Source organism: Patulibacter sp. SYSU D01012 (genome assembly GCF_017916475.1).
GTDB lineage: Bacteria > Actinomycetota > Thermoleophilia > Solirubrobacterales > Solirubrobacteraceae > Patulibacter.
Genome location: NZ_JAFMTB010000001.1, coordinates 114,560 through 138,618, shown reverse-complemented (window position 1 = coordinate 138,618; position 24,059 = coordinate 114,560). Strand labels below are relative to the sequence as shown.

At 77.2% G+C, this 24,059-nt stretch carries 24 protein-coding genes; 13 read left to right on the top strand and 11 right to left on the bottom strand.

Annotated elements, in window-relative coordinates; genetic code table 11:
- Positions 1-136 precede the first annotated feature (136 nt).
- The 3 genes from J3P29_RS00550 (at position 137) to J3P29_RS00540 (ending at position 2,032) form a co-directional block, all read left to right on the top strand.
- Entirely contained in the window at positions 137-472 is a 336-nt protein-coding gene (locus tag J3P29_RS00550; RefSeq protein WP_210491028.1) for a hypothetical protein, read from the top strand.
- 136 nt (positions 473-608) lie between these two features.
- On the top strand, positions 609-1,079 hold the full coding sequence (locus tag J3P29_RS00545) for a carboxymuconolactone decarboxylase family protein (RefSeq protein ID WP_210491027.1): 471 nt from the start codon (positions 609-611) through the stop codon (positions 1,077-1,079).
- 50 nt (positions 1,080-1,129) lie between these two features.
- Positions 1,130-2,032 (top strand): RNA polymerase sigma-70 factor, encoded by a 903-nt coding sequence (locus tag J3P29_RS00540; RefSeq protein WP_349239737.1) that lies wholly within the window; start codon positions 1,130-1,132, stop codon positions 2,030-2,032.
- 635 nt (positions 2,033-2,667) lie between these two features.
- On the opposite strand, the gene J3P29_RS00535 is transcribed toward J3P29_RS00540, so the two are convergent.
- A complete protein-coding gene (locus tag J3P29_RS00535) occupies positions 2,668-3,372 on the bottom strand; it encodes a GNAT family protein (RefSeq protein ID WP_210491026.1) in 705 nt (234 codons plus the stop codon).
- Between the two features lie 42 nt (positions 3,373-3,414).
- On the opposite strand from J3P29_RS00535, the gene J3P29_RS00530 reads away from it, so the two are divergent.
- The 4 genes from J3P29_RS00530 (at position 3,415) to J3P29_RS00515 (ending at position 9,052) form a co-directional block, all read left to right on the top strand.
- Complete coding sequence (locus J3P29_RS00530; protein WP_210491025.1) at positions 3,415-4,593, top strand: glycosyltransferase; 1,179 nt, start codon at positions 3,415-3,417, stop codon at positions 4,591-4,593.
- Between the two features lie 103 nt (positions 4,594-4,696).
- Entirely contained in the window at positions 4,697-5,431 is a 735-nt protein-coding gene (locus tag J3P29_RS00525; protein ID WP_210491024.1) for a sugar transferase, read from the top strand.
- A gap of 382 nt (positions 5,432-5,813) precedes the next feature.
- A complete protein-coding gene (locus tag J3P29_RS00520) occupies positions 5,814-6,548 on the top strand; it encodes an ABC transporter ATP-binding protein (RefSeq protein WP_349239796.1) in 735 nt (244 codons plus the stop codon).
- Positions 6,548-9,052 carry an FtsX-like permease family protein gene (locus tag J3P29_RS00515; RefSeq protein WP_210491021.1) on the top strand — a complete coding sequence of 835 codons (2,505 nt, stop codon included), beginning with the start codon at positions 6,548-6,550 and terminating at the stop codon, positions 9,050-9,052. The genes J3P29_RS00520 and J3P29_RS00515 overlap by 1 nt, the downstream gene beginning before the upstream one ends.
- A gap of 13 nt (positions 9,053-9,065) precedes the next feature.
- On the opposite strand, the gene J3P29_RS00510 is transcribed toward J3P29_RS00515, so the two are convergent.
- From J3P29_RS00510 to J3P29_RS00490, 5 genes are all read right to left on the bottom strand, one after another.
- The gene (locus J3P29_RS00510; RefSeq protein ID WP_210491020.1) at positions 9,066-10,016 is read right to left on the bottom strand and encodes an ABC transporter ATP-binding protein; all 951 of its coding nucleotides are present in this window, start codon (positions 10,014-10,016) and stop codon (positions 9,066-9,068) included.
- Entirely contained in the window at positions 10,013-11,044 is a 1,032-nt protein-coding gene (locus J3P29_RS00505) for an iron ABC transporter permease (protein ID WP_210491019.1), read from the bottom strand. Before J3P29_RS00505 ends, J3P29_RS00510 begins: the two co-directional genes overlap by 4 nt.
- A 49-nt stretch (positions 11,045-11,093) precedes the next feature.
- A complete protein-coding gene (locus tag J3P29_RS00500; protein ID WP_210491018.1) occupies positions 11,094-12,002 on the bottom strand; it encodes an ABC transporter substrate-binding protein in 909 nt (302 codons plus the stop codon).
- 153 nt (positions 12,003-12,155) lie between these two features.
- The gene (locus tag J3P29_RS00495) at positions 12,156-12,644 is read right to left on the bottom strand and encodes an inorganic diphosphatase (protein WP_210491017.1); all 489 of its coding nucleotides are present in this window, start codon (positions 12,642-12,644) and stop codon (positions 12,156-12,158) included.
- A 57-nt stretch (positions 12,645-12,701) separates the two neighbouring features.
- Positions 12,702-13,151, bottom strand: a complete 450-nt coding sequence (locus J3P29_RS00490; RefSeq protein WP_210491016.1) for a hypothetical protein — start codon at positions 13,149-13,151, stop codon at positions 12,702-12,704.
- 64 nt (positions 13,152-13,215) lie between these two features.
- Between J3P29_RS00490 and J3P29_RS00485 the strand changes: the two genes are divergently transcribed.
- The 3 genes from J3P29_RS00485 (at position 13,216) to tkt (ending at position 17,069) form a co-directional block, all read left to right on the top strand.
- The gene (locus J3P29_RS00485) at positions 13,216-14,679 is read left to right on the top strand and encodes a PLP-dependent aminotransferase family protein (protein ID WP_210491015.1); all 1,464 of its coding nucleotides are present in this window, start codon (positions 13,216-13,218) and stop codon (positions 14,677-14,679) included.
- Between the two features lie 47 nt (positions 14,680-14,726).
- The gene (locus J3P29_RS00480; RefSeq protein WP_210491014.1) at positions 14,727-14,915 is read left to right on the top strand and encodes a hypothetical protein; all 189 of its coding nucleotides are present in this window, start codon (positions 14,727-14,729) and stop codon (positions 14,913-14,915) included.
- Positions 14,916-15,041: 126 nt separating this feature from the next.
- A complete protein-coding gene (gene tkt / locus J3P29_RS00475; RefSeq protein ID WP_349239736.1) occupies positions 15,042-17,069 on the top strand; it encodes a transketolase in 2,028 nt (675 codons plus the stop codon).
- A gap of 93 nt (positions 17,070-17,162) precedes the next feature.
- On the opposite strand, the gene J3P29_RS00470 is transcribed toward tkt, so the two are convergent.
- Both J3P29_RS00470 and J3P29_RS00465 read right to left on the bottom strand, forming a co-directional pair.
- The gene (locus tag J3P29_RS00470) at positions 17,163-17,951 is read right to left on the bottom strand and encodes a thioesterase family protein (protein ID WP_210491011.1); all 789 of its coding nucleotides are present in this window, start codon (positions 17,949-17,951) and stop codon (positions 17,163-17,165) included.
- Positions 17,952-17,970: 19 nt separating this feature from the next.
- A complete protein-coding gene (locus tag J3P29_RS00465; protein WP_210491010.1) occupies positions 17,971-18,507 on the bottom strand; it encodes a hypothetical protein in 537 nt (178 codons plus the stop codon).
- 122 nt (positions 18,508-18,629) lie between these two features.
- Between J3P29_RS00465 and J3P29_RS00460 the strand changes: the two genes are divergently transcribed.
- Entirely contained in the window at positions 18,630-18,995 is a 366-nt protein-coding gene (locus J3P29_RS00460) for a hypothetical protein (RefSeq protein WP_210491009.1), read from the top strand.
- A gap of 53 nt (positions 18,996-19,048) precedes the next feature.
- Here J3P29_RS00460 and J3P29_RS00455 read toward each other — a convergent pair whose 3' ends face one another.
- Both J3P29_RS00455 and J3P29_RS00450 read right to left on the bottom strand, forming a co-directional pair.
- On the bottom strand, positions 19,049-19,387 hold the full coding sequence (locus J3P29_RS00455) for an AzlD domain-containing protein (RefSeq protein ID WP_210491008.1): 339 nt from the start codon (positions 19,385-19,387) through the stop codon (positions 19,049-19,051).
- Positions 19,384-20,235: an AzlC family ABC transporter permease gene (locus J3P29_RS00450; protein ID WP_210491007.1), complete on the bottom strand. Its 852-nt coding sequence runs from the start codon at positions 20,233-20,235 to the stop codon at positions 19,384-19,386. The genes J3P29_RS00455 and J3P29_RS00450 overlap by 4 nt, the downstream gene beginning before the upstream one ends.
- An 81-nt stretch (positions 20,236-20,316) precedes the next feature.
- Between J3P29_RS00450 and J3P29_RS19530 the strand changes: the two genes are divergently transcribed.
- A complete protein-coding gene (locus J3P29_RS19530; RefSeq protein ID WP_210491006.1) occupies positions 20,317-20,760 on the top strand; it encodes an Lrp/AsnC family transcriptional regulator in 444 nt (147 codons plus the stop codon).
- A gap of 63 nt (positions 20,761-20,823) precedes the next feature.
- Here J3P29_RS19530 and J3P29_RS00440 read toward each other — a convergent pair whose 3' ends face one another.
- Positions 20,824-22,380, bottom strand: coding sequence for a hypothetical protein (locus J3P29_RS00440; RefSeq protein ID WP_210491005.1), 1,557 nt, complete (start codon positions 22,378-22,380; stop codon positions 20,824-20,826).
- Positions 22,381-22,798: 418 nt separating this feature from the next.
- On the opposite strand from J3P29_RS00440, the gene J3P29_RS00435 reads away from it, so the two are divergent.
- On the top strand, positions 22,799-23,377 hold the full coding sequence (locus J3P29_RS00435; RefSeq protein WP_210491004.1) for a macro domain-containing protein: 579 nt from the start codon (positions 22,799-22,801) through the stop codon (positions 23,375-23,377).
- Positions 23,378-24,059: the final 682 nt, after the last annotated feature.

Sequence of the window (24,059 nt, the reverse complement as noted above, 5' to 3'; positions counted from 1 at the left end):
GGTCGGGCCGGCCCGTGCTCGGGCGGTGCCGCCCGGGCACGGGCGGATCGGCCGGGTTTGGGGAACCCGGACCTGGGCAGCCAGGGGGGACGACGGACAGCTCGCTCGCGTCCGTCGTCCAACCCAAGGAGACAGCATGTCCACCAGCACCACCTCCGGCCGCGGCGACGCGGGCACGGCGGCCGGACGCAGCGGCTCGCGCCCTGTCCGCCTCAGCACCGAGACGAAGCACGCGTTCAAGACCACCGAGTTCGTCGCGATGGTCGTCGTGATCGTCGGCATCCTCGTCTCGGCGCTCGTCGTCAAGGGCGGCGACAGCGGGGACGACGAGTTCATCGCCCGGCAGGCGTGGCTCTACGTGTCGATCGTGGCCGGCGCGTACTTCATCAGCCGTGGCCTGGCGAAGTCCGGCAGCCGCGAGCCCTACTGGGCCGACGGCACGAACAGCGACCGCGGCGACGACCACCGCTGATCCCCACGCCCGGGCGCGACGCGCCCGGGCGTCGGCCGGTCGGGGGTGCGCCGCGCCCCCGACCGCGTCCGTCGTCCCCGCCCGCACGGGTGGCGACGGGCTGTCACACGCGCGGCGGCTGTCTCGTCGGGGAGGCATGAGCACCACCACCCACCCCGCCCCCGAGCCCCGCCTCGACGTCTTCGCCCACGCCAAGCCCGTCTACGCGGCGATGGCCCGCGTGGAGGAGCGCATCGACCTGGACCCGGTCCTGAAGGAGCTCGTCAAGCTCCGCGCGTCGCAGATCAACGGCTGCGCGTTCTGCCTCGACATGCACTGGGCCGCCGCGAAGGCCGCCGGCGAGCGCGACGTCCGCCTGGCGCAGCTCGCCGCCCACGCCGAGAGCCCGTACTTCGACGTCCGCGAGCGGACCGTGCTGGCGCTGACGGACGCGGTCACGCTCGTCTCCGAGACGCACGTCCCCGACGACGTCTGGGCGGCCGCCGCCGCGCAGCTCGACGAGGGCGAGCTGGCGAACGTCCTGCTGCAGATCGCCGCCATCAACTTCTGGAACCGCCTCGCGGTGGCCACGCGCATGGTCCCGGCCAGCTGGACGGCGGAGGGGTAGGGCCGGCGATGCCGCGACGCGACGGCGCGGACGCCCCGTCGGCGGGGCCCGTGCGCGAGACTCCGGCGCAGCCGACGATGCCGCGCGACGAGCACGAGGAGGACCCCCGCCGCGCGGCGTTCGCCGTCGCGTACCGCATGCTCGGCAGCGTCGCCGAGGCGGAGGACGTCGCCCAGGAGACCGTGATCCGGCTGGCGGCCACCGAGGACCCGGTCGAGAACGCCGCGGCCTGGGCCACCACCGTGGCCACGCGGCTGGCGATCGACGTCCTGCGCTCGGCCCGCGTCCGCCGCGAGGCGTACCCCGGGCCGTGGCTGCCCGAGCCGCTGCTCGAGGACCCGGGGCCCGGGCCGGCGGAGCGGGCGGAGCTGGCCGACACGCTGTCGCAGGCGCTGCTCGTCGCGCTCGAGCGTCTGACGCCGGTGGAGCGCGCGGCGTTCCTGCTGCGCGAGGTGTTCGACTACGACTACGCGCGCATCGCCGAGGTCATCGATCGCACGCCCGACAACGCGCGGCAGCTCGTCTCGCGCGCGAAGCGCCACGTCGCGGCGGGACGCCCGCGGTTCGACGCCGACGACGCGGCCCGCGAGCGGCTCGTCGCGCGCTTCCTGGCCGCGGCGGACGGCGGCGACCTGCAGGGCCTCGAGGCCGTGCTCGCCGAGGACGTCGTCCTGTGGGGCGACGGCGGCGGCGTGGTGATCGCGGCGAAGATCCCGGTGCGCGGCGCGGCGGCCGTCGCGCGGTTCCTCGTCCACACCCACCCGCGGCGCCGCGGCCGCCACGACGTGACGTTCGAGCCGGCCCGCGTCAACGGCCAGCCGGGGCGGATCCTGCGCCACGGCGACGGCACGATCGACGCGGTCTTCGCGTTCGACGTGGTCGACGGGCGCATCGCCGCGGTGCGGGTCGTGCGCAACCCCGAGAAGCTCCGGCACCTGGGGGCGCGGGGCTGAGGAGGCGGCTTCCCGGGCGGGCGGGGCGACTTCCTCGGAGGGCGCGGCGACTTCGCGGGAGGGCGAGACGGCGTTCCGGGCGGGCGCGGCGACTTCCCGGGAAGCCGAGGCGGGATGCGCAGGTGAGGCGACTTCGCGGGCAGCCGAGGCGACCTCCGGGAAAGCCGAGGCGAGATGCGCTGGTGAGGCGGCTTCCTGCGCTTCCCTCGACACGATCCGCCTCGCCAGCGGGATCCGCCTCACCTGGCCCGGGAATCCGCCTCGCCTCGGTCTGCGATCCGCCTCACCCAGGCCACAACCCGAATCGCCCGGCCCGCGCGATCCGTTTTGCCCGGCCCGCGCGATCCGTCTCACGCGGGCCGACGCCCGCCCTCTGGGTCCGCGCCCGCCGGCCCCGCGACGCGCGTCGCGGGGCCCCTCGATTCGCCTCCCCCGCCTCAGCGTCCCCACGGACGCGCCTCGCCGCGCCCGCGCGTCGCGCCCATCGCCCGCCCGCAGCTCGCCGCCTGCGGCTCGCCGCGCTCCGTGTCGCACCCGCGCCCCGCGCATCGCCCGCCCGCAGCTCACCGCCCGCAGCTCGCGCCTGCAGCTCGCCGCGCTCCGCGTCGCACCCGCGCCCCGCGCGCATCGCCCGCTCAGCCCGCCGTGCCGCGCAGCTCGGCCAGCCCGCGCCGCTGGCGCCCCTCCGCGTCGAAGTTCTCCGGCGCCAGCCAGGCCGCGAACCCGTCGCGCACCGCGGGCCACTCGCCGTCCAGGATCGAGAACCACGCCGTGTCGCGGTTGCGGCCCTTCACGACCTGGTCCTGGCGGAAGGTGCCCTCGTACGTGAAGCCGAAGCGCGCGGCGGCGCGGCGGGAGCGGGCGTTCAGCGCGTTGCACTTCCACTCGAGGCGGCGCATGCCCAGGTCGTCGAAGGCGTGGCTGGCGGCGAGGAAGATGGCCTCGGTCGCCGCCGGGGTGCGCTGGAGCGCCGCGCCGAACCAGATGTTGCCGATCTCGATGCGGCCCAGGGCGGGGGCGATCCGCAGGTAGGCGATCATGCCGGCGGCCCGGCCGGTCGCGGCGTCGACGATCGCGTAGAACCGCTGGTCGGTCGTCTCGTGCGCGTGCGCGCCGGCGTGCAGCCACCGGCCGAAGTCGTCCCGGTCGGCGAACGGGCCGAACGGCAGGTAGTCCCACAGCCGCGGGTCGCCCTCGTGCGCGGCCGCCCACAGGTCGTCCAGGTGGCGGACCTCGTGCAGCGGCTCCAGGCGCACCCGCTCGCCCGCGAGCACGTCGTCCCCCGGCGCGCGGGCGCCCTCCCAGTCGACCGGCGTGCCGAGCTCCGCGTCCAGGTCCATGTCGGGCGACGGTACCGACGGAGCCTCTGGGACGATCACCCCGTGCGCGCGCTGCACCTGCTGACCCTCGGCCTGCTCGCCTGGACCCACGCCGGCTGGGGCGTCTTCCTGCGCCTGGCCCGCCGCGCCGGCCTGGGCCGCGTGACGGACGGCCGCGAGGCCGCGCCGGCGCCGCCCGCCGGCCCGGACGCCCCGCGCGTGTCGGTGATCGTCGCCGCGTACGCCGAGGAGGACGCGATCGCCGCGACCGTCGAGCGGCTGCGTGCGCAGACGTACCCCGCCGACCGCGTGCAGATCGTCGTGGCCTGCGACGGCTCGACGGACCGCACCGCCGAGCGCGCCCGCGCCGCCGGCGCCGACCTGGTGCTCGAGCTGCCCCGCGGCGGCAAGCACCACGCGCAGGCGGGCGGCGTCGCGCGCGCGGACGGCGAGATCCTGGCCTTCTCCGACGCCAACACGCTGTGGCAGCCGGACGCGCTCGAGCAGCTCGTCGCGGCGTTCGCCGACCCGCGGGTGGGCTACGCGTGCGGTCGCGTGTCCTTCCTCGCCGGCGACGGCGCCACGAACCAGGAGGGCGCGTACTGGCGGCTCGAGATGGCCCTGCGCCGGCTGGAGAGCGACTGGTGGTCGGTCACCGCCGGCAACGGCGCGATCTACGCGCTGCGCGCCGAGCTGTGGCCGCGGCTGCGCGTGGCGTTCGGCCACGACCTGGCCCTGCCGCACCAGACCGTCCGCGCCGGCCTGCTCGCCGTCGACCGCCCGACGGCCCGGGCCAGCGAGCCGATGGTGCCCTCCATCGACGGGGAGTGGCGGCGCAAGCGGCGGATGATGAACCAGGCCTGGCGCGTGATCCTGCGCGGCGGCGAGGACGGCGGCCTGCGCGGCGGGCTCCTCGACCCGACCGGCCTGCCGCCCGCGTACCTGGCGGCGCTCGTGAGCCACCGCTGGCTGCGCTACGCCAGCCCGTTCCTGCACCTGATCGCGCTGCTGGCCGGCGTCGTCGCGGCCCGTCGCGGCCGCCTCCTGAGCCCGCACCGGCTGCTGCTCGCCGCGCACCTGTCCGTCGCGCTCGGCGCCGCCGCATCGACCCGCTGGCGCTGGCGGCCCTTCCTGCTGTGCCGGTACTACGTCTCGATGACGGCCTCGATCGCCGCCGGCCTCGGCGACCACCTGCGCCACGGCACCCCGGCCGGGTGGGATCCGGCGGAGGGCACCCGATGACCGCCGCCCCGGCCGCCGGCGTGCGTCCGTCCGTCCGCCCCCGCGCGACCCCGCGCCCCGCGGGCCGCCGCGGCCGGGGGTCGATCCCCACCGAGGGCACCCGATGACCGCCGCCCCGCGCGTCCACGACCTGACGGGCCGCGCGCCCGACGCCCACGCCGAGCTGCGCGCCCGGATGCGCGCCGACGGGCTGCGGGTCGGCCCCGACGGCGCGATCGCCCGGCCCGGCGGCACCCGCGCCGGCGACGCGGTCCGGCGCGTCGCCGAGGTGGCGGTCAGCGCGGTGGCGCTGGTCGTCCTGGCGGTCCCGCTCGCCCTCGTGCTCCTCGCGGTGCGGCTGGAGTCGCCCGGCAGCCCGATCTTCCGCCAGCGCCGCGTCGGGCGGGACGGGCGCGAGTTCGACGTGCTGAAGGTCCGCACGATGGTGCAGGGCGCCGAGACGATGGGCGCCGGGCTGGCGATCGTGCAGGGCGACGCGCGCATCACCCGCCTGGGTCGCCTGCTGCGCCGCACGTCGGTCGACGAGCTGCCGCAGCTCGTCAACGTCCTGCGCGGCGAGATGGGGATCGTCGGGCCGCGGCCGACCGTCCCCGTCCAGATCGAGCGCTACGACGAGCGGCAGGTCGAGCGCCTGCTCGTCCGGCCCGGCCTGACCGGGTGGGCGCAGGTGCAGGGACGGGCCGAGCTGTCGTGGCCCGAGCGGATCGAGCTGGACCGCTGGTACGTGCAGCACCGCTCCCTGCGCCTGGACGTGCGGATCCTGGCGCTGACCGTGCGGACGGTGCTGGGCGGCGCGGGCGTCGAGCGCGACGGCGCCGCCTGGACCGACGCGGACTGAGCGGGCGCGCGCGGCCGCCGGTGGGCCGTGGGGATATCCCCACCCCCGGACGGTGGCCGGCGGCATGGGATCGGAGCCGCCCGGGGCGTGGAATGCAGGCATGCCCTCCGTCCCCCGTCTCCGCCGCCGCGCGGGCTCCTCCGCCGGCGGCGACGCCCCCGATCCCGCGTCGCCCTCCCGCTCGCGCCGGCGCCGGCGCGTCCCCGCTCCGCGCGGGGACGACCGGCGCCAGCCGTCCGGCACCGAGCGCGGGCTCGCCGGCGCCGACGGGCGGTCCGGCGCCGACCGCCGCGCCCCGGCCCGGCGGTCCGCCCGCCCCGGCCGCCGCGCCCCGGCTGCCCGTCCGGCCGCGCGCCCCCTGCCGGCCGACCGCGGCGCCGTCCTGCTCGACGGCGTCACGAAGCGCCACGGCACCGGCGACGCCGCGGTCGTCGCGCTCGACGACGTCACCGTCACGTTCCCCGCCGGCACCTTCACCGCGATCATGGGGCCGTCCGGATCGGGCAAGTCGACGCTGCTCCAGACCGCCGCCGGGCTCGACCGGCAGGACGCGGGCCGCGTGATCGTCGACGGCACCGTCCTGGACGACCTCGACGAGGCGGCGCGGGCCCGGCTGCGGCGCGACCGCGTCGGCTTCGTCTTCCAGTCCTTCAACCTGGTGCCGGCGCTGACGGCCGAGCAGAACGTGGCGCTGCCCTTCCTGCTGGCCGGTCGCCGCCCGCCGCGCGGGGCGGTCGCCGCCGCGCTGGCCGGCGTCGGTCTGGAGGACCGCGCGCAGCACCGCCCCGGCGAGCTCTCCGGCGGCCAGCAGCAGCGCGTCGCGATCGCCCGCGCCCTCGTCCTGCGGCCCGCCGTGCTGTTCGCCGACGAGCCGACGGGCGCCCTCGACCGCCAGGCGGCGCGGCGCACGCTCGGGATGCTCCGCGAGCTGCGCGACCGCGACGGGCAGACGATCGTCATGGTCACGCACGACCCGGTGCCCGCGGCGACCGCCGACCGCGTGCTCTTCTTCGCCGACGGCCGCGTCGCCGGCACGCTCGACCGTCCGACGCCCGCCGCGGTGGCGGACCGGATGACGGCCCTGGAGGCGCCGGCCCTCGCGGGGGTGGGGGCCTGATGCTGCGCCTGGCCGCCGCGACGCTGCGCGGGCGCTGGCCCGCCCTCGTCGGCGCGTTCCTCGCCCTGGTCGTCGGCGTCGCGCTCGCCGGCGGCGCCACCCAGGTGCTGCTCGCCGTCGCCACGGCGGGCCCCGACGGCGCCGGTCGCCTGACGGCCGCCCCGCTCGTCGTCGCCGCGCCGCACGAGGTCCGGCGCGAGTACCGGATGGCGGGGGAGACGGAGCGCGAGAGCCTGCCCAACCCCGCGCGCACGCCCCTGCCTGCGGCGACGGTCGGCGCCGTCGCGGCCGCGCCCGGCGTCACGCGCGTCGTCGTCGACCGCGAGGTGCCGCTGCGGACCGCCGCCGGCGTCCCGCTGACCGGGCGACCGATCGACGCGCGCCGGCTGTCCGACGCCGGGATCGTCGCCGGCCGCGCGCCCCGCGGGGCCGGCGAGGTCGCGGTCGCGAGCGGCACCGGCGTGGCCGGCCGCGGCGACCGCCTGCGCCTCGTCGCCCCGGACGGCCCGCGCACGGTCCGCGTGGTCGGCGTCGTGGCCGCGGCGCCCGCCGGCTCGGCCGGCGTCCCGCCCACGCTCTACCTGGCGGACGCCGAGGCCGCGCGCCTGGCGCCCGTGCACGCGGTCGGCGCGTGGCCGGCCGCCGCCCGCCCCGCCGTCGCGCGGGCCGCCCACGCCGTCGCCCCGCGGGCGCAGGTCCTCGCGGGCGACGACCGCCGCCGCGCCGACGTCGACCCGACGGTCACGGCCACCACGGCGTCGCTCGCCTTCCTCGGCACGCTGATCGGCACCCTCGCCTTCGTCGCGATCTTCGTCGTCGCGTCGACGTTCGCCCTCGCCGTGGCCCTGCGCCGCCGCGAGCTGGGCCTGCTCCGGGCGGTCGGCGCCACGCCGCGTCAGGTGCGCCGGCTCGTCCTGCGCGAGGCGCTGCTGCTCGCGGCCGTGGGGGCCGCCGTCGGCTCCGTCCTGAGCGTCGCCGTCGTCCCGCCGCTCCGCGACTGGCTGGTCGCGCGCGACCTGGCCCCGGCCGGGACCGGCGGCGCCGGCGCGCTGTGGACGGCCGCCGGCGCGGCCGGGGTCGGACTGGGGATGGTGGGCGTCGCGCTCGCCGGGGCGTGGCTCGCCGCCCGCCGCGCCGCCCGCGTGCGGCCGGTCGAGGCGCTCCGGGACGCCGCGGTCGACGAGGGCGTGATGACCCGCGGCCGCCGGATCGTCGGGCTCGGCGCGCTCGGGGGCGGCGTGGTGGTCAGCGTCCTCGTCGGCGCGACGACGAGCCCCGAGATCACGCTCTCGCTCGTCCTCTCGCAGGCGCTGCTCTTCGTCACCGGCATCACGATGCTCGTGCCGGTCGTCATCCCGCGGGTGGCCGCCGCCCTGGTCGCGCCGTTCGCGCGCGGCGACGGCGCGGGCGCGATGCTGCTGCGCGAGCACGCCCGGGCCGCGGTGCGCCGCACCGCCACGACGGCGGCGCCGCTGCTCGTCGCGGTCGGCCTGGCCGGCGCGCTCGGCACGATGGGCGGCAGCCTGGACGCGTCGAGCAGCGCGTCGCAGGCCGCGCGGATCGCGCCCGGCACGACGCTCGTCCAGCCGGCCGGCGGCCCGATGTCCGCGGCGGACGTCGCCGCCCTGCGCGCCGTCCCCGGCGCCCGCGTCGCCCCCGTCCGCGACGTGCAGGTCCTGAGCGTCCACCTCGGCAGCCTGACGGAGTGGTCCGCGGCGACGATCGATCCGCGCGACGCCCCGGTCGCGCTGCGCTCGCCCGTCCGCGACGGCGACCTGCAGGCCCTGCGCGGACGCACCGTGGCCGTCGGCGAGGCCACCGCGAGCAGCCTGGGCGTGGATGTCGGTCAGACGCTCGACCTGTGGCTGCCGGACGGCACCCCCGCCCGCCTGCGCGTCGTCGCCGTCCTGGCCGACGGCCTGGGCCGCACGTCGATGTACCTGCCGCCCGCGCTCGTCGCCGGGCACGCCGGGCCGGGCGTCGCCACGAGCGCCTACGTCCGCGGCGGCGCACCCGACGCCCTGCGGGCGGCCGCGACCGCCCGGGGCCTGCAGACGATCACGGACGACGGCCCGGCCAGCCCGCTCGTCGACAACGGGCGCATGAACGCCATCGCGATGGGGCTGATCGTCGCCCTCGTCGCGGGCTACGCGGCGCTGGCGCTGGGCAGCACCGCCGCCGTCGGCACCGCGGCCCGCGCGGGCGAGCTCGCCGTGCTGCGCCTGGCCGGCGCGACCCCGCGGCAGACGCTGCGGCTGGTGGGCGCCGAGGCGTTGCTCGCCGCCGCCCTCGGCGCGCTGGCCGGCCTGCTCGTGACGGCCGCGACGGTCGGGTCGCTGGCGGTCGCGCTCGGGGGGCTCGACGGCCCGGGCGTCGTGCGGGTGCCGTGGGCGCTGCTCGGCGGGCTGAGCGTCGCGGGCGCCGCGATCGCCGTCGTCGCCGCGCTGCTCGCCGCCGCCCGGACGCAGCGCGCCGCGCCGCAGACGCTCGTCGCGGTGGCGTAGGCGCGGCCGCGGGTCAGGCGGGCGGCGGCGGAGGGCCGTCGTCCGTCCGGCCGGCGTCGCCGTCGGCCGTGCCGTCGCCGGCGACCCGTGCGTCGTCTCCCGGCGGCAGCGGATCGCTGGCGGGCGCGTGGTCCCGGGCCGCTCCCTCGTCGTCGTCGGCCGCCGGGTCGCCGCCCCGGTCCCCGAGCCACGCGACGTGCAGCGACGTCGCTCCGCCGGCCTCGGCGCGCAGCCGCGCGTCGACCTGCCACACGGCGGCCAGGCGCTCGGGCGTCAGGACGGCGGTCGGCGCGCCCTCGGCGACGGTCCGCCCCTCGGACAGGACGACCACCCGGTCGGCCACGGCCGCGGCCAGCGCCAGGTCGTGGACGACGAGGACGACGGCCAGGCCGTCGTCCGCCAGCGAGCGCAGCAGGCGCGCCATCTGCGCGGTCGCGCCCAGGTCGAGCGCCGACGTCGGCTCGTCGGCCATCAGGACGGGCGTGTCCTGCGCCAGGCCGACGGCCACGTGCACGCGCTGCTGCTCGCCGCCCGAGAGCGTCGTCAGGAAGCGGTCCGCGAAGCGCAGCGCGTCCGCCCGCTCGAGCGCCGCCTCGACGGCCGCGCGGTCGGCGGCGCCGGGCCGCTGCAGCAGCCCCAGGTGCGGCGCGCGGCCGATCGCGACGGCCTCCCGCACCGTGATGCCCTCGGGCACGCGGGGCCGCTGGGGGACGAACGCGCGGATCTGCGCCAGGCGCCGGCCGCGCAGCGCGCCGAGCGCGTGCCCGTCCCACCGCACCTGCCCGCCCGAGAGCGGCTGCAGGCCGGCGATGGCGCGGGCCAGCGTCGACTTGCCGGCGCCGTTGGGGCCGACGAGCGCGAGCAGCTCGCCGCGCGCCAGCCGCAGGTCGGCGCCGTGGACGATCGGCTTGCCGTTGATGGCGACGCGGACGTCGGTCGCCTCGAGGATCGCCCCGTCGCTCATGCGGCCTTCCGCAGCAGCAGCAGGAAGAAGGGCACGCCGATGACGACCATGAACGGCCCGACGGGCAGGTCGACGCCCTTCACGACGGTGCGCGCCACCTCGTCGCCGATCGTCACGAGCGCGGCGCCGCCGATCGCGGCGGTCGGGATGACGAAGCGGTGCGTCGACGACCCGCCGAGCAGCCGCACGGCGTGGGGCACGATCAGGCCGACGAAGCCCAGCAGGCCGGCGAGCGCCGCGGCCGAGGCGGCGAGCAACGCGGCGGCGAAGGACGCCCAGATGCGGATCGTCGCCGGGTTGGCGCCGAGCGACTTCGCGACGTCGTCGCCCAGCGCCAGCCGGTCGAGCGGGCGGATGAGGATCAGCGCGAGCACCAGCCCGACGCCGATGTACGGCGCGACCGCGCCGAGCTTGTCCCAGCCCTCGTACGCCAGGAAGCCGGCCAGGAACGGCACGGCCGACGGCACGCGGTCGGGGTAGACGTTCATCACGGCGTTCGTCGCGGCGCCGAAGAGCGCGCTGATCGCGATGCCGGCCAGGATCAGCCGCACGACGCTGCCGCCGTTGGGCCCCATCGACGCCACGACGAAGACGACGATCGCGGCGAGCAGGCCCAGCACCAGCGCGCCGACCGGCAGCAGCTCGGGCTGGTTGGGGAAGATCAGCAGCGCGATCATCCCGCCGAGTCCCGCGCCGGCCGTGACGCCGATGACGTCGGGCGACGCCAGCGGATTGCCGAGCGCGCCCTGCAGCAGGGACCCGGAGACGGCGAGGGCGGCGCCGACGGCGATGGCCGTCACCGTCCGCGGCACGCGCAGGTCGACGATGATCTGCGTCGCCGCGGCGCTCGGCCGGGCCGGGGTGCCCGGGATCAGATCCTGCAGGAAGCCCGGCAGGATCTCCCAGTGGACGACGCGCAGCACCTCGCCGACGGGGTAGCGGACCGAGCCCAGGGCGAGGGAGGCGATCGCGGCGATCGCCAGCAGGGCGACGGCGCCGACGACGACGGTGAGCTGGCGCCGGGTCACCGGCGCGCGCGGGTGGGGAGCGCGGAGCCCGCGCGCGGTCGGGGCACCGCTAGTTCTTCAGGTACTCGCGGCGGATCTTCGCGATGACCGCGCCCGGGTCGACGGACGCCTGCAGCAGCGTGTCGGGGTCCGAGACGTACACGCGGCCGTTGCGGGCGGCCGTCGTGTTCTTCCAGCCGGCGCGGTTGGCCAGGTTCTTCGTCGTCTGCGCGATCGACGACGGCGCGCCGTGCGGCACGGCGATGATGACGTCGGGGTTGCGGGCGAGGACCTCTTCGTCGCTCAGCGGCGCGAACCCGCCCGACGCGCCGGCCAGCGACTGCCCCTTCAGGCCGTCGGTCAGGAGCTCGCCCCCGGCCTGCTTGATCATGTCGCCGCCCCAGGTCGACGGCATGAAGGCGCTGGTGCTGTTGCCCACGCCGAGCACGAGCAGCACCCGCGGATGGGCCGTGATGCCCTTCTTCGCCTTCTTCACGTCGGCGCGGATCTTCTTCACGAGCTTCGCGCCCGCGGAGACCTTGCCGACGCGCTTGGCGATCTTCTCGACGTCGGGGACGACGGTCGCCAGGCGCTGCGGGTCCCAGCCGTCGATCACGGTGATCTTGCGGGCCTTGATGTCCTTGGTGCCCTGGCGCCAGTTCGGCGAGGACAGGACGAGGTCCGGCTTGAGGGTGATGAGGTCCTCGAGGTTCGCGCCCTTGGGGTGCGAGAGCGTCAGGCGCGGCACGCCCCTCAGCTTCGACGAGAGCTTGTAGCTGCCCCCGATGGGGGAGCCGACCGCGACCGGCTTGACGTTCAGCGTCGCCAGCGTGTTGGCGATGAACGGCGAGAACGCCACGATCCGCTTCGGCGTCTTCGCCGCGTCGGCGGCGGCCGGCGCGAGGGCCGTGGCCGTGAGGGTCAGCGCGACGAGCGCGGTCGCGCGGCGTGAGCGGCGGGCGGTGGGGCGGTGGAGCATGCGGACCTCGGGAGGACGCGGCGCGCTCGCGTGACGAGCGACACGGGGCTTAGGCTGCCCGAACAAGGGTACCCGAACGCTCCTGGCGCGCGCCGGTTCGCGGAGCGTGCGGTGTCCGCCGGCGGCCGCGTTCCGCGGCCGCCGGGCGACGGCTCAGCTGCGGCCGTCGGCGTACCGCTGCTTCGCGGCGGCGATCGTCTCGTGCGCCTCGTCGACGGAGCGGAACCCCTGCACCTCGACGATCTTGCCCTCGGGCTGCTTGTAGATCTCGAAGAAGTGCGAGATCTCGGTCTTCAGCTGGTCCGAGACGTCGTCGAGCGACTCGACGCCCTTCCAGTTGGGGTCGGCGACCGGCACGCAGATGACCTTGTCGTCGACCTCGCCCTGGTCGACCATCTTGAACAGGCCGATCACGCGGACGGGGATGCGGCAGCCGGGGAACGTGGCGTCCGAGACGAGCGTCAGCGCGTCGAGCGGGTCGCCGTCCTCGCCCAGCGTGTCCGTGATGAACCCGTAGTCGGCGGGATAGACGACGGACGAGTAGAGGTAGCGGTCGAAGACGATCGCGCCGACCTCCTCGTCCCACTCGTACTTGTTGCGCGACCCCTTGGGGATCTCGACGAACATCAGCAGATCGGACACGGCGCGCATCTTACGGCGCGGGGTGGGACCGGTGGGGGAGCGGCCGTGCAACGGCTCCTACGCGGCCGCGTTCCCCGCGGCGACGTCGGCCGTCGTGGCCCGCCGTCCGAGCCGCCGCATCGCCGCCGCCCATCGCGCCCGCCGCACGCCGCCGCGCAGCTCGGCGGCGGCGCCCTGCAGGGCGTCCGCGACCCCCGCGTCCACCGCCCACGGCTCCGCGATCACGCGGCGGTCGAGGACGCCGATCGCGGCGACGAGCTCGTCGCCCCACTGCGCCACCAGCAGCGGCGCGCCGGGGACGGGCTGGCCGTCGCGCCGGGCCAGCGCGGCGAGCGGCAGCCCGTCGGCGGCGGTGGCGCGCCGCAGGGTGGGGCGGCCGGCGCCGCCGGTGCCGCGGGCAGCCCCGAGCAGGCGCGCGGACAGGTCGGCGCGGCGCTCGACGCCACGGGCGAGGGCCCCGCCGACGGCGGCGGCGGAGAGCGTTGAAGGCTGGTCGAACAAGCTCATGGCCCCAAGGGTGGGGTCAACTGGCCTTGTGTTCCATAGCCACTTCCGCGAGAGTGGCTCCTTCATGACGCCGCGAAGCATCACGAGCGCCGCCCTCGCCCGCCAGCTGGGCGCCTGGCGGGACGAGGCGCGGGGCGGCGGACCGGCCTACCGCCGCCTCGCCGCCGCCCTCCGCGCGCTCATCCTCGACGGGCGGGTGGCGCTCGACGTCCGCCTGCCGGGCGAGCGCGACCTGGCCGCGACGCTCGGCGTCAGCCGCACGACGGTCAGCGCCGCGTACGCCGAGCTGCGCGAGGGTGGTCACCTGGTCAGCCGCCACGGGTCGGGCAGCCGCACCGCGGTGCCGGGCGACCGCGCGCCGCGGGCGCCGGGGGCGCTCGTCGCGGTGACGGACGACGGCAGCATCGACCTGGGCGCCGCCGCCATGCCCGCGGCCGCCGGCGTCCACGGTGCGTACGCCGCCGCGCTCGAGCAGCTGCCCGCGCACCTGCCCGGCCCCGGCTACGACGGGCTCGGCCTGCCGGCGCTGCGCGCGGCGATCGCCGACCGCTTCGCCCGCCGGGGGCTGCCGACGACGCCGGACCAGATCCTGGTCACCCTTGGGGCGCAGCACGCGTTCTCGCTCGTCCTGCAACTGCTCGTCGGCCCCGGCGACCGCGTGGTCATCGACCACCCGACCTACCCGCACGCCATCGACGCCGTCGCCCGCGCGTCGGCCCGCCCGGTGCCGGTGGGGCTGACGGCGACGGGGTGGGACGTCGACGGGGTCCTGGCCGCGCTGCGCCAGACGGGGCCGCGCCTGGCGTACCTGCTGCCCGACTTCCACAACCCCACCGGCCACGTCATGCCGCCGGAGGAGCGCGAGCGGATCGCCGCGGCGGCCGCGGCGGCGCGCACGACGCTCGTCGTGGACGAGACGATGATCGACCTGGGGCTGGACGGGCCGCCGCCGGCGCCGTTCGCCGCGCACGACCCGAGCGGCGACACCGTGATCACGCTCGGCTCGATGAGCAAGGGCTACTGGGGCGGCCTGCGCGTCGGCTGGATCCGGGCGTCCGTGCCGACGGTCGCCGCGCTCACCGGCGTGCGGCCCGCCGTCGACCTGGGCACCCCGCTCGTGGAGCAGCTCGCGTCCGCCGAGCTGCTGCGGGACGACGACGCGCGCCTGGCCGAGCGCCGCGCCCTGCTGGCCTCCCGCCGCGACGGCCTGCTCGCGGCGCTCGCCGCGCACCTGCCGACGTGGCGGGCGCCGCGCGCCGTCGGCGGCCAGTCCACCTGGATCGAGCTGCCCGACCCGGTCTCGTCCGCCCTCGTCGCGTCCGCGGCGCGCCACGGCGTGCGCCTGGTCCCCGGCCCGCGGTTCGGCGTGGACGGCGCGTTCGAGCGCTTCCTCCGCCTGCCCTTCAGCCGGCCCGCCGACGAGCTGGACGAGGCGGTCGTGCGCATCGCCCGCGCGTACGCCGACCTGCGCCCGGGCGACGGCGGCGCGCGGCGCGAGCCGGCGGCGAGCGCGGCGGCGCTCGTCTGATCGACGGCCGGCGGGCATGAACGCGGCCCGTCGGGGTAGGCGTGGGCATGACCAAGTACGTCAAGAGCCCGTGGGCGAAGGTGCTCATCGCCATCATCACCGTGCTGCTCGTCGTCCTGGCGATCGCCATGGTCTCGTCGGTGGAGAGCACGCCGAAGGACGAGCCCGGAACGGGCGACGCGCGTCCCGCGCCCGAGCTGCGCGTCGCCGCGCCCGCGCGCGCCGTGCCGGCCTGATCCATGGATTTCCGGCCCCGTCCGCCGCGCGCCGACCCGACGGTCGGGGGATGGCGCGGCCGCGGCGGGGCGCCAATCGGTCATCCGCCCGTTGGCGGAGGGCCCGCAAGGGGGATACTGCAAGACGTGAGCTCCGACGCCACCACCCTCAGCATCAACACGATCCGGACGCTGTCGATCGACGCGGTCCAGAAGGCGAACTCGGGCCACCCGGGTCTGCCGCTGGCGTTCGCGCCGGTCGCCTACCTGCTCTACGCCGAGCGGATGAAGCACGACCCGGCCGAGCCCCTGTGGCCCGACCGCGACCGCTTCGTCCTCTCCGCGGGCCACGGATCCGTCCTCCAGTACTCCGCGCTGCACCTCGCGGGCTACGACCTGTCGCTCGACGACCTCAAGGCGTTCCGCCAGTGGGGCTCGAAGACGCCGGGCCACCCCGAGCGCGAGTTCCACCAGCCCGAGGCCGGCGCCGGCCCGGACGCCACGCCGCTCCCGCTGACGGAGGGCGTCGACGTCACGACCGGCCCGCTCGGCCAGGGCATCTCGAACGCCGTCGGCCTGGCGATGGCCGAGCGCTTCCTGCGCGAGACGTTCGGCACCGAGGTGCAGGACCACCGCACGTACGTCATCGCGTCGGACGGCGACCTGATGGAGGGCGTCTCCGCCGAGGCGTCGTCGCTCGCGGGCCACCTGGGCCTGGGCCGCCTGATCGTCTTCTACGACGACAACGACATCTCGCTCGACGGCCCGACGAGCATGTCCTTCACCGAGGACGTCGAGAAGCGCTACCAGGCCTACGGCTGGCAGACGCTCCGCGTCACCGACGTCAACGACCTGGACCAGCTCCGCAAGGCGCTCGACGAGGCCGAGGCCGACGAGGCCCGCCCGACGCTCATCCACGTCAAGTCGATCATCGGCTGGCCGTCCCCGAACAAGCAGGGCACCGCGAAGGCGCACGGCTCGCCGCTCGGCGAGGACGAGGTCCGCCTGACGAAGGAGGCCCTGGGCTGGGATCCGGACGCCCAGTTCCTCGTCCCCGACGGCGTCTACGACGACGTCCGCGGCCGCAACCCCGGCCCGGACGCCCGCAAGGCCTGGCACGAGCGCTACGCCGCGTGGCGCGCCGCCGACGCCGACCGCGCGAAGACGTGGGACGCCGCCTGGGCCGGCAAGCCGCTGCCGGGCGTGAAGGACGCGCTGAAGGCCGTGTCCGCCGAGAAGGAGGCCTCGCGCGTCTCCGGCAAGCGCGCGATGGCGGCGTTCGCGCCGTTCGTCCCGACCCTCGTCGGCGGCTCGGCCGACCTGGTCTCGTCGACGAACACGCTGCTGCCCGACGCCGAGTACTACACGAAGGACGCCGCCGGCCAGAACGTCCACTTCGGCGTGCGCGAGCACGGCATGGGCGCGATCGTCAACGGCCTGGCCGCGCACGGCGGCATCGTCCGCCCGTACGGCTCGACGTTCCTGCAGTTCGTCGACTACATGCGCGGCGCCGTCCGCCTGTCGGCGCTGCAGAACCTGCACACCGCCTGGGTCTACACGCACGACTCCGTCGCCCTCGGCGAGGACGGCCCGACGCACCAGCCCGTCGAGCACCTCGCCGCGATGCGCGCGATGCCGAACCTGACGGTCCTGCGCCCCGGCGACTCGGTCGAGACGATGGCGGCCTGGGGCACGATCCTCGAGGACGTCGACGGCCCCGCCCTGATGGCGCTCTCGCGCCAGGGCATCGAGCCGCTGCCGCGCGACGGCGGCGACGAGGCCGCCTGGGCCGGCGTGCCGCGCGGCGCCTACGTCGTGACCGACACGGACGGCCAGCCCGACGTCGTGCTCGTCGGCACGGGCGCCGAGGTGAACGTCGCGGTCGCGGCCGGCGCGCTGCTGGCCGAGAAGGGCGTGAAGGCGCGCATCGTCTCCATGCCGTCCTGGGAGCTGTTCGACGAGCAGGACGAGGACTACCGCCTGTCGGTCCTGCCGGTCAACGTGCCGTCCGTGTCCGTCGAGGCCGGCGTGACGATGGGCTGGAGCCGCTACGTCGACGCGTCGGTCGGCATCGACCGCTTCGGCGCGTCGGCCCCGGGCCTCGAGGTGCTCGAGAAGCTCGGCATCACCGCCGAGAACGTCGCGAAGCACGCGCAGGAGCTGCTCGGGGTCTGAGGACCGCGGCGGCGCGCCCGGACGGCGCGCCGCCCGGGCGCCCGGCGAGCGACCCGCCGCCCGTCCCTTGCGTGCGGGGCGGCGAACCGCCGCTCAGCCGCGCGGCCGCAGCGTCAGGCTCTGCGCCGCGCGGCCGACGGGGCCGTGCTCGTCGTGCAGCACCGTCTCGGTCAGCCCCAGGCCGCCGGCGCCGAACGTCACCGCGGTGTCCAGGCCGACCCACGGCCCGGTCGGCTGCCGGTGCAGGTGGATCGACAGGTCCAGGTTGGGGAAGAGCCACGCCTGCGGCGACTCGCGCACCGCGATGCCGTTCGCGGTGTCGACCAGCCCGACGAAGCGCGCCAGCTCGCCGACCGGCTCGTCGGGCAGCAGCGGGACGGCGGTGCGCAGCCACGCCGTGGTGCGGCCCCGATCGGGGCCGCGCAGGGGCCGGAAGTCGACGGCCTCGATGTAGCCGCCGGGCCACACCCGCGTCAGGTCCCACGGCGCGACGTCGTCCGGCGCCGGCAGCGGGGCGGGCGCGCCGCCGGCCACCGCGGCGGTGTCGGCCCGGGCCATCCGCCACACCCGGGCCCGCAGCGCCACGCGGTCGTGCTGGCGCACCGTCGCCTCGAGCAGCTCGACCGTCCGCCCGGGGCGCACCGTCTCGACCGCGACCTCGAACGGGTCGAGGGTCAGGACGCCGAGGATGTCGAGCGTCACGCGGCCGACCTGCAGCCCGTCGCCGCGGCCCGCGACGTGGCGCTCGACCTCGTGCACCACCAGGCCGTTCATCGGGCTGATGTGCTGCTCCTCGACCGCCCACGCGCCGCCGGTGTGGACGGTCGGGCGGAAGTGGCCCTCGTCCAGGCGGACGAAGAAGCTGTCGGGACGGTCGGGCACGCGGGCCTCCGGGTCGGGGTCAGTGCGCCAGCAGCTTGATCAGCACGATGCCCAGGCCCAGGCCGACCTGGCCGGCGACCACGACGACGCGGCCCCAGAGCGGGATCCGGGTGCCGCGGACCGCGAGCAGCCCGACGAGGGCCAGCGTCCCGACCTGCACGCCCGCGGCCCAGCGCAGCGCGGTCTCGAGCTCCCACCAGCCGGTCAGCGTGCTCAGGACGAGGATCGTGGGCGCGATGGCGCACGCGAGGATCTCGCGGTGGCTGGCCAGCAGCGCGCGGCGCTCGTCGCGGTGCGGGCCCTCCCCGTGGACGGCCAGGTGGGCGGTCAGGTCGGCGAAGAGGCTGGCGGCCCACAGGCCGACGACGGTCAGCACGAGCGTCAGCGCGGCCGTGCCCGCCTCGCCGTGGTAGTCGGGGGCCGCGAGCGTGAGGATCGACGCCAGCACCGTGATCGTGCCGTAGACGCGCTCGCGCAGGTGCTCGACCGCGACGTCCGGATTCCCGGGCCAGGCGCGGTCGGACGACGTGGACGGACGGCGGGCGGGGGAGGGCATCGGAGAGGCGCGGGGGCCGGGGGAGGGACGCCGCGACTCCGCGAGCCTACCCGCGTCCGGCGACGGCCCGCTGGGGCCACCCGGCGTCTCCGGCCCCGGCGGCGCGCGGGTACGGTGTCCGCGTGTCCCGTGCGCGTGCGTGGACGCCTGCCTCGTCTGCGGGCTGGGTGGAGTCCCTCGGTCCCCTCGCTCTCGTCCACGCCGTCGTGGTGCTGGCCAGCGCCGCCGGCCTGCTGGCGATCACGGCCGCCGACCGCGGCTGCCCGGCCGACGCCGGCGCCGGGCCGGCGCTCGCCGCGGTGGTGCTGGCCTGGACGCTGCTCACCGCGGGCGGCGGGGGCGTGGCCCTGGTGGCCGCGCTGCTGCTCGCGCGCACGCGGTCCGCGGCGCTGCCCCCGTGGTGGGGCCGGGCGCTGGCGGGCGCGCTGGGCGGCCTGGTCCTCGTCGCGCTGACGTGGAGCGGGCTCGTCGGCCTCTGCGCGGGCTGACCTGCTCCCTCCGGGGCCCGCCGGCCGGGGGCGCGGCGGGCCGCCGGCGCCGCTCAGGGCGTCCAGCCGGGGACCAGGTTGACGAGCAGGACGTACGTCGCCGTCCCCGCCAGCACCCCGAGCGTGCCGTTGCCCCGCAGGCGGTAGATCCCGACCGTCGCCGCCAGCGCCAGCAGCACCGGCAGGCCGTGCGGGCTCTCGCGCACCGGCACGTCGCGCAGCAGGTAGACGACGAGGATCACCATGATCCCGACCGGCATCCGGTGGCGCAGCCGCTCCGCGGTCGCCGAGCGGCGGATCGGCCCCAGGAGCGCGAACGGCGCGGCGCGCAGCGCGAACGTCAGGCCCGCGGCGATCGCCACCGCCGCGGCCAGGTAGAGGTCCTCGGTCACGAGGCCAGCGCCCCGGTGGCGGCGAGGTCGTCGCCGGTGCGCGGGGGCGCTCCGCCTGCGCGCGGAGCGGTCTCGGCCGCGCCGGCGAGCTCGCCGCCGTCCTGCGCGGCGTCCGCGGCCGGCTCGGCCGCGCCCGCGGGCCCCGCCGGCGCGGGCAGGACCAGGCACGCGGCGACGTAGAGCGCCATCGCGACGACGAGCATCTCGCCGGGCGCCACCACCAGCGCGACGAGGGCGCAGGCGATCGCCAGCACCGCGTCGCGCACGCGGCGGTGCACGCGCAGGGCGTCGATCGCCAGGACGACGAAGAGCGTGACGAGCGCGAAGTCCAGGCCGGCGATCGTGGGGACCGCCGAGCCGGCGAGCGCCCCCACGAGCACGCCGCCGACCCACCAGGACTGCAGCAGCGCCTGCGTCAGCACGACGTGGCGCCCCGACAGGCCACGGGGGTCGCGGGCGGCGAAGGTCGCGTACGCCTCGTCGACGAGCGCGAACATCGCGTACCCGCGCGCCAGGCGGCCGCGGATCCGCTCGAGCGGGAAGGAGAGCGCGTAGAAGACGTGGCGGCTGTTGACCAGCAGCGTCGTCACCGCGACGGTCGCCAGCGAGGCATGGGCGACGACCAGGCCGAGCAGCAGGAACTCGAGCGACCCGGCGAAGACGAGCGCGCTGAACACCGGCGCCCACCACCACGCCAAGCCGGACTGCACCACCAGCAGGCCGAACGCCAGGCCCAGCGGGACCATGCCGATGGCGAACGGCCCCGCGTCGGCGAGGGCGGCCCGGACGTCGCGGCGCAGGGCGGGCGAGGACGCGGCCGAGACCGGGAGGACGACGGACGAGAGCACTACAGCAAGGGTACGCCGCGGAGCGCGCGCTTTTCGTGCCTCTTCTGCCCGTGGGTGCCGTCTGTACGCAATACTCGGCCGGTGGACCGCACGGATCGCGCAATCATCGACGAGCTGCGTCGCGACGGACGCCTGACCAACGTCGAGCTGGCCCAGCGCGTGGGGCTGACGGCGGCCCCGTGCCTGCGCCGCGTGCGCCAGCTCGAGGAGGACGGCGTGATCGTCGGCTACCACGCCCGCGTCGACCCCGCCGCCCTCGACCGGGGCTTCGAGGTGCTCGTCAACGTCGACCTGGCGACGAAGGACCGCGACGTCGTCCTGGGCTTCGAGGAGCACGTGGCGACGCTCGACGAGGTCGTCGAGTGCCGCCGGATGTTCGGGCTGCCCGACTACTTCCTGCGGGTGGCGCTGCCGGACCTGGCGGCGTACGAGGCGTTCGCGACCGACGGCCTGGGGGCCATCCCCGGCGTGGCGCAGATCGACTCGCGGCTGACGATGAAGGTCATCAAGGCCGAGCCGGCCTGAGCGTGCCGGCGCCCGTGGGGCGGGGCCTCTCGGGCGGCCCCCCGCCGGCCCCGGCTCCGCCCGCTAGCGCCCGACGCCCGCGCGCCGCAGCACGCCGCCGAGCTCCTTCTCGGCCGCCGCGCTGAACGTCAGGTGGATCGCGGTCGGCTCCCGCACCCAGGCGATCAGGTCCAGCGCCTGCATCCGGGTGAGGATCCACTGGAACAGCTGCGCCTGCGCGCCCGAGCGGTAGGTGCGGCCGATGTCCATCGCCCAGCCCGTCGTGTGCTGGGAGAGCGCCTTCGTCGCCTGCACGTTCTCGGCGCCGAGCAGCGACTGGTACTCCTTGTCGCGCACCGTGCTGGTGACGATCAGCCGCGTGGCGGGCTTGCGGTCGCCGTTCAGCGCCTGCATCGCGCCGCCGATCGTCAGCAGGCCGGCGAGCGCCCCCGGGCGCAGCGCCCGGTACAGCGTCTTGCGCTGGTCCAGCTTGGGCGCCAGCTCGCCCATCGAGGGGCTGATCGACAGGCCGTTGGCCCGCAGCGCCTTGCGCGGCAGGGGGACGAGCTCGCCCGAGGCTTCGGCGGCCTGCAGGTCGGACGGCTCGTCGTAGGTCTTCGTCGTCTCGACGGGGTGCAGCACGTCCTCGGGCGACGCCTTGCGGGTCTGCAGCTCGGCCTGGCGCTTCAGCCCGTCGGGGTCCTTGCGGAAGAGCGCCATGATCCGCTCGGCCGCGCCGACCCGCCACAGGTAGGACGTGGAGTCGTCCGCCAGCGAGGCGGCCATCGTCGCGGCCTTCGGCGAGCTGAGCGGGTCGATGCCGAAGTACAGCTCGACGTACGGGATCGTGCCGTGGCCGTAGGCCTTCAGCAGGTTCTGCAGGTTGCCGACGCCCATGTGGTAGCTGGCGACGGCCAGGTCGTCGCGGTCGTCGAGCTTGCCGCGGGCGAAGTCCAGGTACTTCGCCGTCGCCTCGAGCGCGCTGCGCGGATCGAAGCGGGGGTCGGCGCGCACCCGGGCGGCCTTCAGGCGCCGCATCCGCGCCGCGTTCGGCTTCGGGCGCTTCGCCTCGCGGACCAGGCGCTTCGTCAGCCGCGCCGACTCGGCCAGGTCGATCTTCATGCCCAGCAGGTCGGTGCCGGTGCCGGCGACGATCTGGGTGAAGCCGACGGCGTCCTTCACGTCGCCCGTGGCCATCGCGTCGGGGCGGCCGGCGCTCTCCAGGTAGACGATCCCCTCGAGCACGTCGGGGTCCTCGTCCGTCTTCTTCGCGACGTCCTCGATGAGCTTGCGGTACGTCGACACGCGCGCCGCGGTGAGCGTGGCGCCGCCGGGGACCAGGCGGTAGAGCGGGTTGGCGAAGCCCGCCTCGGCGCGGCGCGTCAGGTCGGCCGCGTGCTTGCGCGGGTCGGGACGCAGCGCGGCGAGCGCCTGGCGGTCCAGCGCGGTCGTGGACCCGGGATCGGCCGGCACGGCGCGCTCGGTCGGGTCGTCGTCCCCGCCGGTCAGCAGGCCGACGGCCACGATGACGAGCAGCAGCACGGCCAGGCCGGCGGCGATCGGGAGCCACGGCGGCTGACGACGGGCCGGGGCGGCGCGGCGGCGGCGCGGCCGGGCGGACCGGGGGGCGCGGTCGGGCACGGGGGCATGGTGGCAGAGCGGCCGGGGTCGGCGACGAAGGCCCCGGCCCGGGCGCTGCGGGGGGGGGGGCGCACGCGACGGCGACCGCGACGGTGACGGCGCGGGCGCGCCGGGTGACGAGCGGGCGAGCCGAGGCGGCCGGGGCGGGTCGGCGGTGGCGCGAACGGGTGACGGGCGGTCGGGCCGTCGCCGCCGGGGCGGGCCGACGACAGGCGGGCCGGCGCGGCCGGGGCGGGCCGGCGACGGGGCGGGCGAGCGGCCAGCGGACGGGCGAGCCGGCCGCCGCCGCGGCGCTGGAGCGGGCGGGCGACCAGCGGGCGACAGGCGGGGGCGCCGACGCCATCCGGGCGGATCGACGCTTCCTCTGTGTGTACGCCGGTCGACCCGCGGCGCGCCCGGTGGCCGGTACGGTCGGGGCATGCACGCGACGAAGGACGGTCGGACGGTCGAGGTGCTCGCGGAGGACCTGCTGGAGCAGGAGGTCGACGCGATCGTGAACGCCGCGAACGAGGGCCTGGAGCACGGCGGCGGGATCGCCGCGATCATCGCCCGCGCCGCCGGCCCCGAGCTGGACCGCGAGTCGCGCGCCCACGCGCCGGTGCCGACCGGATCGGCGGGCATCACCACCGCCGGCCGCCTGCCGCAGCGCGCCGTCATCCACGCCGTCGGCCCCGTCTGGCGCGGCGGCGGCGCCGACGAGGCGCCGCTGCTCGCGTCCGCCCACGGTGCCGCGGTGGCCGTCGCCGACGACCACGGCTTCGCGTCGCTCGCGCTGCCGGCGATCTCGTGCGGCGTCTACGGCTACCCCGCGCCGCTCGCGGCCGAGGTCGCCGTCCCCGCCGTCATGCGCGCCCTCGAGGGCGCCGAGCACGTGCGCCTGGCGCGCTTCTGCCTGGTGCACGGCGACCACCTGGACGCCTTCGGCGCCGCGCTGCGCGCCGCCGCGGGCGACGCGGGCTGGGCGCTGCAGGACGGCGCGGCTGCCCCGACGGCGTAGGCGCGGGGCGGGCGCGCCAGAGGCGTAGGCGGCGGGCGGCCGCGCCGGAGGCGTGGGCCGCGGGGCGGCCGCGCCGAAGCCGGGCGCGGCAGGGTCGGACGCGGTCGAAGGGACGGGTCGGGATCGGCGCGCGGGCGGAAGCGGCGCGCCGCGGTCGGCGCGTGGTCGGCAGCGGCGCGTGGGGGCGGCCGCGCGGCGGGCGGTCGCGCGATCAGCGGCGAGGAGGCCGCGGGAGGCCGCGAGGATCGGGCCCGAGGCGGGCGCGGTGACGCGGGGAGTCGTGACGGTGAGGCGGGTTCCGCTGGTGAGGCGGAAAGGTGCGGCAGAGCGCCAGCAATCCGCCTCACCAGCGTCTCCCACCCCACCTCGGCCGGCTTCCCGCCTCACCGCCGCCAGCGGCCGCCTCACCTCGGGCGGCTTCCCGCCTCACCAGCGTCTTCCGTGTCACCTCGGCCCGCCGCCCGCCGCACCACCGTCGGCTTCCCGCCTCACCTCGGCCGGCTTCGTGCCCGGTCGATGGTCTTTCCCTCCCCACCGCCCGCCAGCCGCGTCACTCGGCCCGCCACCCGCCTCGCCACGCCCGCCCGCCCGCAGCGTCTTCCCCTCACTCCGGCCGGCACCCCCGCCGGCGCTGCGTCTTCGCCACCCCAATCGCTGCGTCCGCCGTCCGCCGTCCGCCGTC

Excerpts from the sequence above, each read along its gene's own strand:
- J3P29_RS00550 (WP_210491028.1), top strand. The coding sequence starts at position 137 with ATGTCCACCAGCACCACCTCCGGCCGCGGCGACGCGGGCACGGCGGCC.
- J3P29_RS00545 (WP_210491027.1), top strand. The coding sequence starts at position 609 with ATGAGCACCACCACCCACCCCGCCCCCGAGCCCCGCCTCGACGTCTTC.
- J3P29_RS00535 (WP_210491026.1), bottom strand. The coding sequence starts at position 3,372 with ATGGACCTGGACGCGGAGCTCGGCACGCCGGTCGACTGGGAGGGCGCC.
- J3P29_RS00525 (WP_210491024.1), top strand. The coding sequence starts at position 4,697 with ATGACCGCCGCCCCGCGCGTCCACGACCTGACGGGCCGCGCGCCCGAC.
- J3P29_RS00515 (WP_210491021.1), top strand. The coding sequence starts at position 6,548 with ATGCTGCGCCTGGCCGCCGCGACGCTGCGCGGGCGCTGGCCCGCCCTC.
- J3P29_RS00510 (WP_210491020.1), bottom strand. The coding sequence starts at position 10,016 with ATGAGCGACGGGGCGATCCTCGAGGCGACCGACGTCCGCGTCGCCATC.
- J3P29_RS00500 (WP_210491018.1), bottom strand. The coding sequence starts at position 12,002 with ATGCTCCACCGCCCCACCGCCCGCCGCTCACGCCGCGCGACCGCGCTC.
- J3P29_RS00490 (WP_210491016.1), bottom strand. The coding sequence starts at position 13,151 with ATGAGCTTGTTCGACCAGCCTTCAACGCTCTCCGCCGCCGCCGTCGGC.
- J3P29_RS00485 (WP_210491015.1), top strand. The coding sequence starts at position 13,216 with ATGACGCCGCGAAGCATCACGAGCGCCGCCCTCGCCCGCCAGCTGGGC.
- J3P29_RS00480 (WP_210491014.1), top strand. The coding sequence starts at position 14,727 with ATGACCAAGTACGTCAAGAGCCCGTGGGCGAAGGTGCTCATCGCCATC.
- J3P29_RS00465 (WP_210491010.1), bottom strand. The coding sequence starts at position 18,507 with ATGCCCTCCCCCGCCCGCCGTCCGTCCACGTCGTCCGACCGCGCCTGG.
- J3P29_RS00435 (WP_210491004.1), top strand. The coding sequence starts at position 22,799 with ATGCACGCGACGAAGGACGGTCGGACGGTCGAGGTGCTCGCGGAGGAC.